The sequence below is a fragment of the Rhodocaloribacter sp. genome, assembly GCF_056451265.1.
On the sequence record NZ_JBWOPL010000035.1, the window covers coordinates 157847 to 174897 of the forward strand.

14 protein-coding genes and 1 pseudogene are annotated in these 17051 nt (G+C 65.7%); 1 reads left to right on the forward strand and 14 read right to left on the reverse strand.

Annotation, left to right across the window (positions count from 1 at the left end):
- Positions 1-45: 45 nt before the first annotated feature.
- On the reverse strand, positions 46-693 hold the full coding sequence (locus tag AC1HIY_RS05550) for a hypothetical protein (protein WP_479575721.1): 648 nt from the start codon (positions 691-693) through the stop codon (positions 46-48).
- 194 nt (positions 694-887) lie between these two features.
- Between AC1HIY_RS05550 and AC1HIY_RS05555 the strand changes: the two genes are divergently transcribed.
- On the forward strand, positions 888-1343 hold the full coding sequence (locus AC1HIY_RS05555) for a CBS domain-containing protein (protein ID WP_479575722.1): 456 nt from the start codon (positions 888-890) through the stop codon (positions 1341-1343).
- Between the two features lie 7 nt (positions 1344-1350).
- Here AC1HIY_RS05555 and AC1HIY_RS05560 read toward each other — a convergent pair whose 3' ends face one another.
- The 13 genes and pseudogenes from AC1HIY_RS05560 to AC1HIY_RS05620 all read right to left on the reverse strand — a co-directional run bounded on the left by AC1HIY_RS05560 (position 1351) and on the right by AC1HIY_RS05620 (position 17051).
- On the reverse strand, positions 1351-2247 hold the full coding sequence (locus AC1HIY_RS05560; RefSeq protein WP_479575723.1) for an EamA family transporter: 897 nt from the start codon (positions 2245-2247) through the stop codon (positions 1351-1353).
- Between the two features lie 40 nt (positions 2248-2287).
- A complete protein-coding gene (locus AC1HIY_RS05565) occupies positions 2288-3301 on the reverse strand; it encodes a YbbR-like domain-containing protein (RefSeq protein ID WP_479575724.1) in 1014 nt (337 codons plus the stop codon).
- 36 nt (positions 3302-3337) lie between these two features.
- Complete coding sequence (locus AC1HIY_RS05570; protein ID WP_479575725.1) at positions 3338-3826, reverse strand: BMC domain-containing protein; 489 nt, start codon at positions 3824-3826, stop codon at positions 3338-3340.
- Positions 3827-3972: 146 nt separating this feature from the next.
- Positions 3973-4260 (reverse strand): ethanolamine utilization microcompartment protein EutM, encoded by a 288-nt coding sequence (eutM, locus tag AC1HIY_RS05575; protein ID WP_456429506.1) that lies wholly within the window; start codon positions 4258-4260, stop codon positions 3973-3975.
- A gap of 217 nt (positions 4261-4477) precedes the next feature.
- Positions 4478-5968: a lipopolysaccharide biosynthesis protein gene (locus AC1HIY_RS05580; RefSeq protein ID WP_479575726.1), complete on the reverse strand. Its 1491-nt coding sequence runs from the start codon at positions 5966-5968 to the stop codon at positions 4478-4480.
- Positions 5965-7167: a glycosyltransferase family 4 protein gene (locus AC1HIY_RS05585; RefSeq protein ID WP_479575727.1), complete on the reverse strand. Its 1203-nt coding sequence runs from the start codon at positions 7165-7167 to the stop codon at positions 5965-5967. Before AC1HIY_RS05585 ends, AC1HIY_RS05580 begins: the two co-directional genes overlap by 4 nt.
- A gap of 10 nt (positions 7168-7177) precedes the next feature.
- Complete coding sequence (gene wecB, locus AC1HIY_RS05590) at positions 7178-8230, reverse strand: non-hydrolyzing UDP-N-acetylglucosamine 2-epimerase (protein ID WP_479575828.1); 1053 nt, start codon at positions 8228-8230, stop codon at positions 7178-7180.
- 262 nt (positions 8231-8492) lie between these two features.
- A pseudogene (locus tag AC1HIY_RS05595) lies at positions 8493-9677 on the reverse strand (glycosyltransferase family 4 protein); the annotation flags it as partial.
- Positions 9678-9680: 3 nt separating this feature from the next.
- Entirely contained in the window at positions 9681-10577 is an 897-nt protein-coding gene (locus AC1HIY_RS05600; protein WP_479575728.1) for an FkbM family methyltransferase, read from the reverse strand.
- A gap of 6 nt (positions 10578-10583) precedes the next feature.
- The gene (locus tag AC1HIY_RS05605; protein WP_479575729.1) at positions 10584-13088 is read right to left on the reverse strand and encodes a YfhO family protein; all 2505 of its coding nucleotides are present in this window, start codon (positions 13086-13088) and stop codon (positions 10584-10586) included.
- A 50-nt stretch (positions 13089-13138) separates the two neighbouring features.
- The gene (gene gatC / locus AC1HIY_RS05610; protein ID WP_479575730.1) at positions 13139-13426 is read right to left on the reverse strand and encodes an Asp-tRNA(Asn)/Glu-tRNA(Gln) amidotransferase subunit GatC; all 288 of its coding nucleotides are present in this window, start codon (positions 13424-13426) and stop codon (positions 13139-13141) included.
- Positions 13427-13746: 320 nt separating this feature from the next.
- Complete coding sequence (locus tag AC1HIY_RS05615) at positions 13747-15291, reverse strand: YifB family Mg chelatase-like AAA ATPase (RefSeq protein WP_479575731.1); 1545 nt, start codon at positions 15289-15291, stop codon at positions 13747-13749.
- A 191-nt stretch (positions 15292-15482) separates the two neighbouring features.
- Positions 15483-17051, reverse strand: coding sequence for a 4Fe-4S binding protein (locus AC1HIY_RS05620; RefSeq protein WP_479575732.1), 1569 nt, complete (start codon positions 17049-17051; stop codon positions 15483-15485).

Sequence of the window (17051 nt, forward strand, 5' to 3'; positions counted from 1 at the left end):
ATACGCAAAAAACGACACGATTGCCTCCACGAAGCTTTTCCCTGATCATCCCCCATCGCCTTTTTTCCGGGTCCACGTTTGAAGGATGCGCTGCTCCATACGCTCCAGTTCGGGCAACGATACGCGGTGTTTCAGTGCGGCCCGGTGGATGAAGGCGCGAAGCACCTGATCGGGCACGGGCAGCGCAAATAATGCCCGGTGCAACCGCTCGGTCACCGGCGCGACGAGGCGTTCGAGCAACCCCCACCGCAAAACGATGAAGGCGGCCAGTCCCGTCCACATCGCCGTCATCTGCCCGGTGGCGGCGAGCACGCTCATCATGAACACGTAGTAGATCCCCTGAAGGTACACCTGCCCGAAGAGCCGAAAGACCTTCGCCAGAGCCAGACTGACCATCGCCGGCGAAAGACTTTTCCACACGAGATAGAGCCCCAATCCGACCAGCGCCGCCTGAATCGGCGACAGGGTCATCAGCAGGACCGGCATCGCCCATATCGTGAGGGTCCTCGGGGATTCGAGCCAGCGGTCCGCATAGTCGACGAGCCTGGCCATCGGGACGTAATCGAAGACCTTCTCGGCATATTCGAGCAAGTCTTCGATCGTCGCCTGGTACCGATATCCGGCGGACGACAACGTCCCGGCAGGAATGCCGAAGTCTCCCCTTTCGCGCGCGCGATCGCGTTTCCTTTTCATCCTGCCTTCTCCGCAGATGTTGGCTCATGAACGCGAGCCCCAACCGCTGGTTTCAAAAATTTTTGAAAGTTCCGGCAATCCGGATCGAAGTATTCCGGAAGCCTGCGGAACCCCTTGTTTCCCCATGTCTTTAAAATGTGTGATGATTTTGTGAAGACCCGATTTCCCACCCTCATCCACCCAAAGGATTTCCCATGCATCGCCCCATCTCCGAAGTACTTCGAACCGGCGGAGTCGTGATCTACACCTCGCCGGAAGCCACGGTCCACGAAGCCGTCCGGAGGATGGCTTTTCACAATGTGGGCGCGATCCTCGTCATGGCGAACAACCGCGAGCTGGTCGGTATTTTCACCGAGCGGGACGCCATGCGGCGCGTCATGCTCGAAGGCCTCGACCCGAAAAGCACGCCGATTCGGGACGTGATGACCCCCGACGTCATCGTCGTTCCTTCGGACACGCCGCGCATGGAGGTGCATCGCATCATGCGTCAGAAGCACATTCGCCACATTCCCGTAGCCGATAAGGATCGGCTGCTCGGGGTCGTCTCCCTCCGGGACGTGCTCTGGGTGGAGAATCTGGAGAAGGATTTTGAGATCGACACCTTGCGCTCGTACATCATGGAGCGTCCTTATCCGACGTATCCGGCCTGAGAAGTGATCAGACGCTGAGCAAGACGAGCGCCGCCGCCGCAAGCGCGAGCCCGATCACGTTTACGCGTGAGAGCCGCTCACCCCACACGAGCACGCCGAGAACCGCCCCTCCAATCACCAGGGAGATGTGGTTTACGGGGAAGACGAACGGCCCCGAGAGTTCACGGATGGCCCGGAGGAAGAAGGCGGCGGAACCGTAGTTCGCGAGGCCCAGGAGCGCTCCCCACCTCAGCGTGCGAGGGGAAGGCCAGCGGCCGGTCCGAAGGCGTGCCCGCACCACAAAGCCGGCGCCGATGATCAGGGCCACGCCGAAGAGCATGAGCAGGAAAAGGGGACGGCTGTTCTCCGCTGCATACACCTCGTCGAACGTTTTCAGACTCACGTCCACGAGCCCACTTCCAAAAAACAGGAGCAGGAGCACGCCGAAGATCCGCGCCCGGTGTCTGCCCTTCTCCCGGCTCTCCGGATGCGCTCCGTCCGCCTCCTGGCCGGGTCGCGCAATGAGGAAGAAGGCGATGGTCGCGAGCAGGAGGCCGGCTCCCTGCGTCGGCGTCGGGGTCTCGCCCCAGATCCACCACGACGCCATGAAGGGGATGACGACCGCCACCCGCATCACGGCGATGGCCAACGACATCCCCGCCACGTGCGTGGCATAGGCATAGATGAAAAAGTTCTCGATGAAGAGCGTGCCCGCAAAGACACCCAGCGCGACGAGTCCGGGATCGAGGTGAAGCGTACGGCCGGCCGGGGCTCCGCCGACGGTGAGGAAGATGAGCGCGAGCACGACGGCGATGGCGTAGTTCGCCGCGAGCATCGCCACGCGATCCATGCCCTGCCGACCGGCATACTTCAGGATCATTGCGATGGCCAGGTTGCAGGCAATCGCCAGCGTCAGATAGAGCATCGCCCCTCCTTCCCCTCTTCCATGAGCGCCCCGGTCAGTCCTATCGGTCGTCCGTCAGGACGTTGAAATAGTGGAGCGTGAGCGGCGTGAAGGTGACCTCTCGCAGATCCAGCCCTTCGGGGAGATGCAGGCGCGGGCGCACCCGGCCGGTGGTGTCGGACCGGATCTCGTCATAGGGAACCGTGGCAAAGAAATCTTCGGCTTCCCGGGCGGCGTCGTACTGGCTCAGGGGCACGAGGTATCGCACCCGTATCGAGGGCGGTGAGAGCTGAACGAATTCTTCGCCGAGCGGCGCGCCGGGCACCAGCACTTTGATCACCCGCTCCCCTTCGGTGAACTCTTCGACGATGGCCTCGACGGTGACCTCGTTGAACTCCCGGAGCACCAGTCCGGTGAGCGTGTCGGCCAGGGCCACGACGGCGCGGAGCGTATCCCGCACGTTCTCGAAGACGCGGTGCTCCGTCGGCCAGGCGCGCAGCTCCTCGATGATCGAGGCCGCGCCGGAGACGGCGACCGAGTCCGGACGGAGACGGACGGGACCGAGCAGGTCGTACGCGGGCGGCGTCCGGATCTCGATGCGCGGCTCGATGGGGACGGTCCGGGAAACACGGGGCTCTTTCCGCACCACGAAGGTGCGCGGGATGACGCTCTCGATCTGCACGTTGCTCATGAGTTCAGCCACCACGTCCTCGAAGCTGATCTCTTCCGAGCCGGCATCGACGGGAATGACGGGGCGGTTGTAATAGATGCGAAGCAGCTGGATCCCTTCTCCCTGCACCTGCACGCGGACGGTGCGCGGCGGCAACGCCCTCAGGGCCTCATCCGGGGGAAGGTTGCGGATCTCGGTCGGCAGTTCGAGCAGGATGGTATGCGTCTCCTGCATTGAAAAGATGAACCAGAGCAGAACCGAGATCAGGATGCAGACGGTGATGACGAGCCCGCGATGCCGGGGCTCATACGAATGGGAGGCGTCGCGCCTTTTCTTGCGGGGAAAAGCGTTGCGGATGCGCCGAAGGACGTTGCCGCGGGAGGAGGATGTGGAGGGTGACGCCACAATAGGCGAGCCGGCTTCATTTCGACACAGACGGGCTCAGGAACCGCGCTCGAACAACCGGAGAAGTTCCGTCTTGTTGGCTCGTGCGATGGCGCGGCCCCGGATCGGGAAGTCCGGGAGGGTGCGGGCCAGTGACCGGAGCTCGCGCACGGTCATGGCTTCGAGTTCCGCGCGGGGAGGCATGACGGCAGGGGCCGAAGGCGCCTCCGGAGCGGGTGCTTCGGCGTCGGCTGCTCCCGCCGGAATATCGGACTGCATCGCGCGCACGGCGGGATCGGGGCGCGGGATCACGTGCACCGAGACAACCTCCCCGACCCGCTCGGCGGCCATGCGCCCGGCTTCGACGGCGGCCTGCACCGCCGCCACCTCCCCGACCACGTGCGCCGTCATCAGCGCCGCCACGGTCTGTTCGATGGTGATCAGCCGTACGTCCGCCGCCTTGACCATGGCGTCGGCGGCTTCGATGGCGGCCACGAGCCCCTTGGTCTCCACCATCCCCAGAGCGGTTTCCTGTCGGTCCCCCATGATCAATCCGTCTGATGAATCTCGATGGCGCGCCGAGCGATCGCCGCTTGAAACGGCGTCGGCCGCGGTGCAATCGCGCAAGGCGGCCAAACGCCTCCCCACGGCCCCTTGCGAACGGCGGCTCCGCTGTGGCGCTTTCCGGCCGTCTAGTCGGTGGAGGGAAGGATGTGCTCGACGTCGCTGTGCGGGCGCGGGATCACATGCACGGACACCAGTTCGCCCACGCGTTCGGCGGCATGCGCCCCCGCGTCGGTGGCGGCCTTGACCGCGCCCACGTCGCCGCGAACCATCACCGTGACGTACCCGCCGCCGATCTTTTCCTTGCCGATCAGCCGGACGCGCGCGGCCTTGACCATCGCGTCCGCCGCTTCGATGGCTCCGACGAGCCCCCGCGTTTCGACCATACCCAGCGCAATTCCGTAATCTTCCGCCATAAGAGGATGTAATTATGGGTTTCGAAGGACCTTCTTCTCGAGCGTGAGGTGCGCGGCGTGTGCCGGAGCCGGGTGCGGCCTCGCGAACGACGGCGCCGCGCAATCGGGAGCACGCCCCCCTCGACGGGAGCACGACGCCCGGATTGATCGAATATAGAAGCGCCCTCCCCCTTTGTCAACTTCTCACCACATGTTCACGCATTTCGCGAAGTCGCCTTCACGCCCCGCCTATCCGACCTTTTCGGAGCCGCTCCCATACCGCCCGCACCTCCGAAGTCGTATACAGGCGAAGCGCGAGAAGGAGCGGCACGTACGCGACCGCCAGACCGATGCGCGCCGCCATTCGCCACCCTTTCGGCCACGCGTCGATCATGAGGCCGGGCACGTACAATCCTATGATGAGGACCACTACGAGAACGAAGACGCGCCAGGGATATCCCACTCGGCGACGGCGCTCGGCCCCGCGAGCCGTAACGACGGCCAGAAGGGTGTAGGAGACGAACGTGGCGGCGGCCGCCCCGAAGGCGCCCCAGAGCGGGATGAGCGCCACGTTCATCAGCGCGTTGAAAAGCGCCGCCGCCACTACGTTCGCCCCGACGAGCGCCGAGCTTCCCGTGGCGTACAGCACGTTGTTCGCGATCATGAAGACCCCGTACGAGAGAAAACCAAGGGCGAGTGGGAGCACGAGGGTCTCCGCCCCTCGATAGAAGGCCGACACGTCCAGCCGGGCAACGAGGAACGACATGAGGTCGGGCGTGAGGAGCGAGAGCCCGAGCACGGCCCATCCGGTCCAGACGACGTAGTGCCGGAACGTGCGGCGGTGCACCGAGCGGTCGCCCGCGCCGAGCGCCTTGAGCCCGATGACGTTGAACGCGAGCTGAAAACTTTGCACGAAGACCATGTTGATGACGCCGGCCAGCCGAGCGCTCCAGTCGTAGAGCCCCACCGTCTCCGGCTCGGCCAACCATTTGAGCAGATACCGGTCCCCGGCGTTGAGGAACCACCCGGCGAGCCCCGCCAGCACGAGCGGCGCGCCGAACCGCACGAGCGCCCCGACGAGGCGCGCCCGGAAGCGCCGCGCCACGTGCCCGAGCATCCCCACCGTGAGCACGAGCATGTTCCCGCCCGCGGCGCACGTATAGGCCAACATCACCCCCTCCAGCCCTCGCCCTTCATAGGCGAGGAACCAGAGCACACCGGCGATGAGCAGTCCCATCTCCACCGCGACGGCGCCCGCATACCACCCCGCACGCTCCCGGATCCGCATCATCATCATCGGAATCCCCCCGACGACCTTGAAGGCCACGTAGAGCGCCACCAGATGAATCAACCCGGTCCGTTCAGGGGCATCGAGGAGAAGCCCGGCGAGCGGCCTGTCGAGCAGCCACAGCACGATCACCGCCACGGCTGCCGCGCCGAACGCCGTCATGAGCGCGGTGAAGGGTAACGCATCCCGCTCGTCCCGATGCGCCTCGCTCGTCATGAAACGCATCAACCCCGTGCCGAGCCCGAGCCCGACGACGAAAATGCCGAGCTGAGCCGTGACGTTGAGCAGCGCGAAATAGCCGTAGGCTTCGAGGCTCAGATACACCGGATTGAGGAAGAAGGGCGCGAGGATGAGCCCCGCCGCTTTCACCGAGACGTTGCCGAGCGCATAGAGCCCGCTCTGCCGGATCAATCTCGAAAAAATCCCCGGCGTGGCCTTCATCGCGCATGTCCGGTCGGAAGCGTTCGATACAGTTCGATCAGCCCGCGCACGGTGGCGTCCCAGTGATACCGGTCGAGGACGGCTTCCCGCCCCCGTGCGCCCATCGCGGCGGCCCGCTCCCGGCCCGTGGCGAGGGTGACGAGCGATTCGGCGAGTGCGCCCGCGTCTCCGGCGGGATAGACCAGACCCGCCCCCGTCTCCCCCACGATGCGGGCGAGCGGACGACAATCCGAGACGACGACGGGCCTCCCGAAATACATATAATGGAAAAGTTTATGTGGAATGGTGGCGTCGGTATGGGGCGTCCGGAGATGTGGGACGAGACACACCGCGCTGCCGAGGATATAGCTCTTCAGTCGGGGCTGCGGCTGCCATCCTTCGAACCGGACCCGCTCGGCGACGCCAAGGCGTTCGGCGAGCGCTTCGAGCTCCCCACGGATGCGCCCCTCCCCCACGAGCACGAGCCGCGCTTCCGGCACGGCGGCGAACACCTCCGGCATCGCCTCGAGGACCGACGCCAGTCCCCGGTGCACATCGAAGCCTCCCGTGTACGTGATCGTCCACGCCGACCGGAGTTCCTCGACGAGCGCTTCATCCGTCTCGAACGCCTCGAACACGTCGGTCTTGATCGTGTTCGGCACGACGGTGATGCGCTCGGGCGGCACGCCCAGCGCCACGTTCCGTTCGGCGGCCTCCTCGATGACCACCACGAGCCGGTCTACGGCGTTCACCCATTTCTTTTCAAGCCGCTCCCACCGGGGGATGCGCACCACCCACTTGCCCGGCGCGCGTGAACTCCAGGCATAATGCCGGAGCGCTTCGACCCAGTTTTCATGGAGATCCCCGACCACGGGCACGCCGAGCGTTCGCCCGGCCCGGAGCCCGCCCCCGAAAAGGTAGAGGTCATGCACGTGGATCGCGTCGAACGGGCGCCTTCGATGGAGGCGGCGAATCCGGTGCGAGAGATAAAAGGTGAGCGCGGGGATCGTGCCGGCGAGGCCGCGCATCTTGTTCCGGATCTGTTCGGGCACGCGGTCCCGGACGATGCGGAAGCCCCGGTGCATCTCCTCGCGAGGGCGGTCATCCGGCGCGAGCGCAAGCACGGTCACCTCGAAGCCCGCCTCGACGAGCGAGGCGGCTTCGTTCTCCACCCGGACGTCGGGCGGGAAGGGATGATCGAGCACCATGAGGATGTGCATGTCGGCGCGTTTACCGGAAGCTTTGTGCGATGAGGTCGGAGGCGCGGCCTTCCGGCGCAGCGCCGAACGAAGGCGCTTCCCCCTCCGGCGTCGCCTCCCCGGCGGCGACGATGGCCTCGGGGTCCGCGCCCGCGAGACGGTTCCACCCGCCTGCGAGCGTCTCCACCCATTCGGTTTCGTCCCGGAGCGTGACGCACGGAACGCCGAGCCATACGGCTTCTTTCTGAAGTCCCCCGGAGTCGGTGAACACCCGCCGCGCACCGCCCAGGAGCGAGAGCATGGCGAGGTAACTCACCGGCTCCATCACCTCGACGTTTTCCGGCACGTCGATCCCGGCGAGGCGGGCGCGGGTGCGCGGGTGAAGCGGCAGAAGCACCGGCCCATCGAGACGGCGAAAGGCTTCAAAGATGCCTCGGAGCCGCACCGGGTCGTCGGTGTTCTCGGCGCGATGGACGGTGGCGAGGAAGTACGCGCCGGGCGGGTGCGTGGTGAGCGACGCGAGCGGGGCGCGTTCGGAGGCACGGACGGCGAAGAAGCGGGTGGCGTCGAGCATCACGTCGCCGGTGAGACGCACGCCGCGTGTGACCCCTTCGTCGGCGAGATGCCGGACGGCCGTCGGGGTCGGGCAAAAGAGGAGGTCCGAGATCCGGTCCGTGACGATGCGGTTGATCTCTTCGGGCATGCGGCGATTGAACGAGCGCAAGCCGGCCTCCACGTGCGCCACCGGCAGGTGGAGCTTCGCCGCGACGAGGGCCCCCGCCACCGTGCTGTTCGTGTCGCCGTAGACCATCAGCCAGTCCGGCTTCGGCCCTTCGAGGAGGCGCCTTTCGAGACGCACCATCATCGCCCCCGTCTGCGCCCCGTGCGCTCCGGACCCGACCTCGAGGTTGACCGCCGGCTCGGGAATGCCGAGTTCGTCGAAGAAGACGCGGCTCATGCCGGGATCGTAATGCTGCCCCGTATGGATCAGCCGCTCCTCTATACCCGCGGCTTCGAGCGCGTGACTCACCACGGCCGCCTTGATGAACTGCGGGCGCGCGCCCACGATGGAATATACGAGCATGACTTTCGTTCGGATGGAGATTCCTTGATGGATCGTCCCGCACTTCGCAACGGCAATCCGTACGGCAATCCGTACCGCCCCCCAACGCCGCTCACCCCGTCCCGCGTTCCCGGTCCGCCTCATCGGCGAGCGCATCGAGGAGTTTGGCGAGCTTTTCGGTGAGGGCGGCGCGGCCATACGGCGCGGCGGCCCGGGACGCGGCTCCTTCGAGCGGGCGTCCCGAAGCCCACGCCGCATAGTGTTCGCGCACGAAGGCGGTCATGCCCGCAGCGTCGTCATAGGCGAAGAGTCGCCCCGCGCCGGTCTCTTCGAGGAGCGCGGCCGCATCCCCGGGGAGGGGACCGACGCCGAGCACGGGCCGACCCGAGGCTGCATATTCAAAGATTTTCCCGGTGACGATCCCCTCGGCCTCCGGGACGCGGGGGATGCTCAGAAGGAGCAAGGCGGCGCGGCGCATATGGCGCACCGCCTCGTCGTGCGGGACGTACGGGATCGTCTCCGTGCGTGCCGCGAGCCCGTGCGCTTCGAGGCTCCGCATCACCACCGGATCGACGTTGCCGACGAGGCGGAGCCGGAGCGCCGGAAGCTCGCCCGCGTCGAGGAGCGAACGGAGCGCGCGCCACAACGCCCCGGGGTTTTGGGAAGCCGAGAGCGTGCCGATATGCGCGAGCACGAAGGCGCCGGTCTCCACCGGGACCTCCCCCCGGAAATCATCCGGATCGAACCCGTTCGGAATGACCGTCACCGGCGTTTCCGTCTTTCTCGCCAGCAGCCTTTTCAGCGAAGGACTCACCGTGACGATGTGATCGGCTTCCTCGAGCACCGACCGTTCGAGGCGGGCGTCGAGGCGGCGGGCCCATGCGGTGAAGGGCAGTTCGCCGTAATAGCTAATGTCCGTCCACGGGTCGCGGAAGTCGGCCACCCACGGCATCCCCGCGCGTCGTTTGAGCGCCCGCCCTACGAGATGCGTCGAGTGCGGCGGTCCGGTGGTCATCACCACGTCGATCGGCGTCTCGCGAAGGAGCTTCCGCGCCGCCCGCCATGCGAACGGCGTCCATCCGACGCGCGCATCGGGGAGGAAGATGTTTGCCCGCACCCATCGCGCCAGTCGATGCCGCGCGCCCGCCTCGCCCTCGCCCGTGAAGGCCACCCCCACCGCGGCGTCTTTCTCCTTCCCGAGCAGGCGCGCATACAGCGCGTACGGGTCCCACGCGCGCGTGCGGATGACGGGGGCCTCGGGCGGGATCTCGGCTTCGAGCGCCGGGTCGCGGTCGGGGTAGCTCGCATCTTCCGGCCGGACCGTGAGCGCCACCGGACGCCATCCGAAGCCCGGGAGATACTTGACGAATTTGAGCGGACGCTGCACCCCCGGCCCGCCCGACGGCGGGAAGTAGTACGTCGCCATGAGCACGCGCCTTGCCTCGGCGCCGGGCTTGCTGGCCGCCATCGCTCAGCCCTCCACGAAGGCCCGGACCTCCGCCATGCGCTCCGACGGAACCATGACGTGGTCGTTCTCGGCGGAGGTTGCGTGACCGAGCCCTCCGACGGGCACAAGCCGCCCCCCTTTCGCGCGCATCATCCGATAATCGTTCGAGGTAAAGAGCGCCTCCAACCCGCGCCCGGATTCGCCCGGAAGCACTTCGCACAATATGATCGGCCGATGCTCCCGGAGCACGGTCGCGCCCCCGGCGAGGATGCGTCCCTCACTCCCCTCCGCGTCGAGCTTGATAAGATCCACCCTTTCACGAAAGCGTGACGCCACGTAATGATCGAGCGTCTCCGTCCGCACCGGAACCTCCTCCACGAACGCTGTCCGCGCCGCGAGTTCTCGGTCGAGCGCTCCCGTGCTCGCGAGGTTATGCTCGACTTCGATGAACTTCGGGTTGCGCGAGACGAAAAAGGTTGTCTCTCCCTCGGCGTCCGAGAGTGCGAGCAGCTCCGTCGTGACGTTCGCGAACCCGTTGATCTCGACGTTCCTCCGGAGATAACGGAAGGCTGAGGGCAGCGGCTCGAAGCTCGCCACCCGCGCGTCGGGATTGAGCGTCGCCGCCGCGAGGGTATAGTACCCGATGTTTGCCCCGACGTCGAGAAAGGTTTGCGAAGAGCGGATGAGCGTGCGGAAGATGCGGAAGAGATCATACTCGAATCCCCGCACCCCTTCCCAGAAGAGCACCTTCGCCACATAGCTCGTGGGGTTGCACGCCATGGAGAATGCCCCCTCACCTTCGAGCTTCACGCGAACCGTGCCCGTCACGGGAAAATGGAGCCGTCGCGGGAGCAAACGGGCCGCGGGCCGGAGCGCCGTCCGGACGGCGCGGTTGATCGCCGGGTGATAGATGGGGTGCATGGCGGCTCACTCCTCCCGCCGGCGGAACCACGAGAGACCGAGGATGAGCAGCACCCCCCCGTAGACGAGCGCCGTAGCGATCCCGGAGATCCAGACCCCGAGGGTATGGCTCTTCGGGTCGAAGCGCATCCGCACCGTGTGCTTCCCGGCGGGCACGGGCACGGCCCGAAGGAGATAGTCCGCACGGTAAATCGGGACCTCTTCATCGTCAACGTACGCTTTCCACCCGGCCGGATAATACACCTCGCTCACCACGAGCAGCCTCGGCGCATCCGTCTCCACGTCGAACACGAGCTCCCTGGGCGTAAACTTCTCCAGCGTGACGCTCACCGTGCTCGAGGAGTCGATGGGCGTCGTCTCGAAGTCGATGGAGTCGGGGAGGATGGCCGTCTCACCGGGATCGAAGTCGGGACTCTTCAACCGGGCGAAGGTCTCCTCTCGGGAAGGGATCACCTCGGTCCGACCCACGAAGAACGCCCGGGGCAACACGTCCGGATTCTCGAGCACGGCGAAACGATCGTCGCGGTAGACGACCTTGTAGCCTTCGAGCGGTCCGAGCCCGATGACATACTTCGTGTTCATCATCGAGAGGGCGTTCTTGTTCAGCGAGCCGTCGTCCAGGAAGAGGATGTGATCCAGGAACTCCTGATAGAGGCGGAGTTTCGCTCCGTGATAGCCGCCCAGCGATTCATAATAGTACGAGGGGCGGGCGTTCGTGGTGGGGTTGCTCATGAGCGAAAGCACGCGGAAGTGCCCCGCCCCGCCCTCTTCGGCCAGTTTCAGACGAATGAACTGATCGAAGGGAAGCTCCGGGATCTGTGAGGCGATCTCCGGCTCCGGCCGAAGCACGTCTTCGTTGAGATACCGCCGTCCCACCCCGCCGAGGTCCACCACGACGAGGATGACGAGCCCCATCTGCATGGCCCATCCGGGCAGTTTCTTTGCGCCGAAAGCGACGACCAGACCGCCGCCGAGCACGAGAAAGAGGAGGGTGCGAAGGGCATCTCCGGCGAAGGTGTCCTCGCGCTGCGCCTTCGTCTCCCGGAGGTAGTTCGTCACCGCCTCGGCAACCCTGGGATCGTCTGGCGAGACGTTGTTCTGAGAAGCCACCTGACGGGCCAGCTGTTCAAACTCACCGGGCCGCTCGAAGCTGAAAAAAACGTCTTTCCCGAGATACAGAAGCAGCACGAGGCCGACCGCAGCGCCGAAGACGGCATAGGCCGTCCGGATGTTCTCGCGTCCGGCCTCCGGGTTCGGCTCGCGGCGGACGAGGGCAAAGAGGCCCATCCCGGCAAGGACGGCCAGCGCGAGGGCCACGATGGCCAGCCACGTCTCCGGCACACGGAAAGCGTTGAAGAGCGGGAAGTGCTCGAACATGAGACGGTTGAGCGCGGAGAAATGCTCGCCGAGGGAGAAAAGGATCATGAAGAAAGCGCCCAGAGCGAGTCCCCACACCGGTCGCTCGCGCAGGCGGATGAGCGCGAAGGCCGAGAGCGCCAGAACGATGCCGCCCACGTAGTGCGGCCCGGCAGTGAACGGCTTGGGCCCCCAGTAAGCGCCGCCGCCGCCGCCGAAAGCGCCCGCGATGAGGAGCGTGACCAACTCGCTGAGACCCTCACTCCACTGCATCGCATACGACCAGTCGAGCGCCCCCCCCGAGGCCCCGTCGGCGGCGCCCCGGATCGTATACGACTTATATTCAAAGACGGCGAGATAGGGCTGCGCGACCATCAGGAGCGCCAATGCCGAGCCGAGCGCCATCCATCCGGTCGAAGCGAGGAAGCGTTTCGTCTGGCCCTCACGCACCGCTCCGATGCCTTCGACGACCCACCATACGCCGAGGAGGAAGGCGACGTAGTACGTGATTTGCACGTGCCCCGCCCGCAGGTTGGCCGCCAGCGCGACGGCAAAGAGCAGCCCCGAAAGCAATTTCGGCTTGCGGAGCGCATAGGCGAAGGCCAGTACGAGCCAGGGCGCAAAGCACATCGCCACGAATTTCGTGTTGTGCCCTGCCACGAGGATGACCGGAAGGTACGTGGTCAACCCGTACGCGCAGGCCGCCAGCACCCCGCCGAGCTTGTCGCCCGTGAGCAGGATGACGAGGAGATAAGCGCCCACGAGCAAAAAAATGAAGTGCGACGTCGGCCAGGCGAACTTCCGGAGGAGCCTCGGGAGGTCGTCGATTTGCGGGATCACCTTGTCGTACTGAATCAGATAACCCGGCATCCCCGCAAAGCCGTTCGGCGACCAGAGCGCAGGCTCGCCGGTCGCTGCCTCATAGTCGAGCATCGCCTTGGCCATGGCCTGCCAGTGAAGGGTGTCGCCGCCCACCAGGGTTTTGTTCGAGAAGTGCACGGGCGCGAAAAACCCGACGGAGACCGCAAGCAAAAAGAGCAGGCAGACGAGGTGCTGCGTGCGATCCGAGAGCCGGTTCCACGCGTCGAACCAGGCGGGCAGCGCCGCGCGTCGAGCGGCGGCCCGGCCTTTCCGGGACTGCTTTTTCTTAGCCATGAATGTGGGTGGTGATAGATGCGCGGGACGCCCGGAAGCACCCGAAAGGGCTATTCGATCACTTTCGGCACGCGGAAATACGGGCCGGAGGCGTCAGGCGCGTTCCGAAGGGCTTCCTCCCGCGTGATGCGAAACACGGGGGCGTCGGGCCGGAAGACGTTGTGGAGATCGAGCACGTGCGTCATCGGTGGGACGCCCTCGGTGTCGAGTTCGTCGAGCTGCGCCATGTAGTCGAGGATGGCGCTCATCTGCGTGGCGAGGCGGCGCTCCTCCTCTTCGGAGAAACGCAGCCGCGCAAGCCTGGCGATGTATCGCACTTCATCGAGCGAGATGGACATGGTAAACTCCGGGCGGAATGTGGGTGCGGCGAAGATAGCGATTTTCACGTTTCGAGGAATGCGAAAACGGTGAAACCTTCGGAGACGACAGCGACGACGCGCTTCGGCGTCAAGAATAGAGACGGGGCCCATGTCCCCCGCGGTGTCGATGGGAGCGGCTAAACGCCCTCAGCCCGGCCCGTTCATCGCGCTTGGTTTTCTGAACCGCACCGGTTTTTTTTCGAAGCTTCAGATCGGACAGTAGTGCAACCTGCGCCCCATTCTTTCGAAGGGATCGGCGGGCCAGGCCCAACGCGGAGCCCGGCTCGGGAGCCCGGGCCTCAGCCCTGCCACCAACTCCGGTCGAGGGAGCGGTACTGAATGGCTTCAGAGAGGTGTTCGGGACGGATCTCCGGGACGCCGGCGAGGTCGGCAATGGTCCGGGCGACCTTCAGGATGCGGTCGTAGGCACGGGCGCTCAGGCCGAGACGCCGGATCGCCATTTTCATGAGATGACGGCCGGCATCGTCGAGCCCGCAATATTCCCGCACCTGGCGCGACTGCATCTGTGCATTGCAATAGACGCCCGGGATTCCTTCGAAGCGGTCACTCTGAAGGGCGCGGGCCGCCACCACGCGCGCGCGCACCTCCGCCGACGTTTCGCCCTCCCCGCGCCGGTTGAGTTCGTCGAAGGGTACGGGGGAGACTTCGATGTGGAGGTCGATGCGGTCCATGAGCGGGCCGCTGATCCTGGCGAGGTATCGCTGCACCTGCGGGGGGGCGCAGACGCACGCCCGATGCGGATCGTTGAGGTGACCGCACGGGCACGGGTTCATGCTCGCCACCAGCATGAAACGCGCCGGATATTCGACCGAGAGCCGCGCCCGACTGATGGTGATGCAGCCCGCTTCGAGGGGTTGGCGGAGCACTTCGAGCACCTGCCGTTTGAACTCCGGCAGTTCGTCGAGGAAAAGGACGCCGTTGTGCGCGAGGGAGATCTCGCCGGGGCGCGGGTCGATGCCGCCGCCGCAGAGTCCGGCGTCGGAGATGGTGTGGTGCGGCGCGCGGAACGGACGTGTGGCGATGAGGCCGAGCCGATTCCGGAGCTTGCCGACGACCGAGTGGATCTTCGTCGTCTCGAGCGCCTCGTCCGGCGTGAGGGGTGGGAGGATCGTCGGGAGACGTCGGGCGAGCATGGTCTTGCCCGACCCCGGCGGACCGATCATGATGACGTTGTGCCCGCCCGCCGCCGCCACTTCGAGGGCGCGTTTGACGTTTTCCTGCCCCCGCACGTCCGAGAAATCGACCGGCTCGTTCCGGGCTTCCTCGAAGAGCGCGTCGAGGTCGCGGCGAAAAGGGGCGGGTGCGGAAGCCTCGCCCCGGAGGAGCCGGAACGCATCCTTGATGGTCGTCACCGGAAAGACCTCCATGCCCTCGACCACGGCGGCCTCCGCGGCGTTCTCCTTCGGCACCACCACGCCCCGCTTGCCCTCGTCACGCGCCCGAAGCGTCATCGGAAGGACGCCTCGCACGGGTCGCACCTTTCCGTCAAGGGCCAGTTCACCGGTGATGAAAAAGCGGTCGAGGTGGCGGGGATCGAAATAGTCGCCGCCGGCGGCAATCAGGCCCATGGCAATGGGCAGGTCGAACGCCGCGCCTTCCTTCCGCACGTCCGCCGGGGCAAGGTTGATCGTGATGACGCCGCGCGGGACCGGCAACCCCGTGTTCTTGAGCGCCGCCCAGATCCGGTCCCGGCACTCCCGCACCGCCCCCACCGGCAGCCCCACGACGGTGTACGCGGGCATCCCGGCGTCGATGTTGGTCTCGATCTCGATCGGCAGAGCGTCGATGCCGATGGTGGCGCTGCTCCAGACGTGCGATAGCATGCGGGGGGAGGATTCGTGGAACGAAAAACCGGTTCTGTCCCCTAAAACACATTCGCCCTCGAAATATAACCTCCTCGTCCCGGCTATTTCGCACCTCGTGTGGGCCGCCCTGCACCCCGGACACAGGATCTCGGCGCATGAACCGGCCCATGACCGAACGCAAGGCAGCAGAGCAACGCCCCGAAGACCCGTCAGGTCGGCCGCGCTTCGACGTCCTCGTCGGTGAGGATCGTCAGGTCTTCCGTGATCAGCGCCGGGCCGTTGTATCGCCCTTCGCGCGGACCGTTCTCCAGGCTGAGCACCCCGCGCGGGCAGACCGCCGAACACACGCCGCACCCCACGCACGACGCGCGGATGATGTTCTGTCCCCGCTGAGCATACCAGCGCACGTCGATCCCCATCTCACAATACGTCGAACAGTTTCCGCAGGAGATGCATTGGCCGCCGTTGGTCGTGATGCGGAAGCGGGAGAAATATTTCTGTAAGATCCCGAGCGTCGCCGCCATCGGGCAACCGAACCGGCACCACATCCGCGAGCCCATCACCGGATAGAAGCCGACGCCGATCACGCCGGCGAACACCGAGCCGATGAGGAAGCCGTAGACCCGCGCATAGGCTCCGGAGAGGCCGCCGAGCACCGCGCCCTCCGTCGCCGAGTTGATCCACAGCACCGCCGTCGTCACCACGACGAAGACGAGCACCGCGTGGATCATCCAACGCTCGATCTGCCATGCCTTCACCGATTTGTCCGAGAGGTGCCGCCACGGATCGCCAAGCGTTTCCGCGAGCCCGCCGCACCCGCACACCCATGAGCAATACCACCGTTTCCCCCAAAAATACGTGAGGATCGGTGTGGCTATGAACGAAAGCACGGCGGCCCAGAAGACCATGAACACCCCGAGACCTCCCGGATGACTTATCAGCCACCGGACATCATCGGGCCACAGATAGTTGTATTTGAGCGGCCAGAAATAGCTGAAATAGAATTCCGGCTGGTTGAAGAGCACGAGGATGGACGGGATCAGATAGGCGAAGACGAGCTGGAAGAACATCACCGAGAAGGTGCGGATGCGCTGGTACCGGTTGTGCCGGTATTTATAGAGGGCGCGCACGCCCATCACGAGCACAGCGAGCGTGTAGAACGTGCCGTACATGAACCACTGATCGGCGGGTTTGCCGTGGAGCACCCAACTCAGCGGATCCATCGTCCGGATCAATCCCTCGAGCGAGGCGGGAAACCAGTACAGCAGCACGTAAAAGCCCGTAAAGACGATCCCGAGCAGCCAGCCGACGGCTCCGCGAGACATCGTGTTCGAGAACATCACGCCGTCGTTCCGGATGCCGCCGGGCCGCCCCGCGTATCGGTTTCGGATGAAGACGAGCCCGCCGATGCACACGAGTCCGGTCCCGAGCCAGAAGAAGAGCGCGGGCGCGAGACTGCCCAGCCCCGCCACCGCCGCAAGGACCATGAGCAGGCCGAAGCCGAAGACGCCGAGGCCCACGCGCTCGCCGGCGGTGAGCGCCGTCGTCGGCGCGGTGAGGTCGGGCACGTAATAGATCACGAGTCCGAAGGCGAGCGAAACGAGCCCGCTTGCGAAGAAGCGCAGGGGCGAGATCGCCTCGGAGCCGAAGGCCGCCACGAGCAGGAGCAGCAGCCCGAAGCCCACGAAGACCTGCCCTACTTTCTGCCCGCTGGTCAGAAACGTCCGGCCGGGCGTCAGTCCGATCGATTGATCGAAGTCCGTGTTCGTCGATGGCAT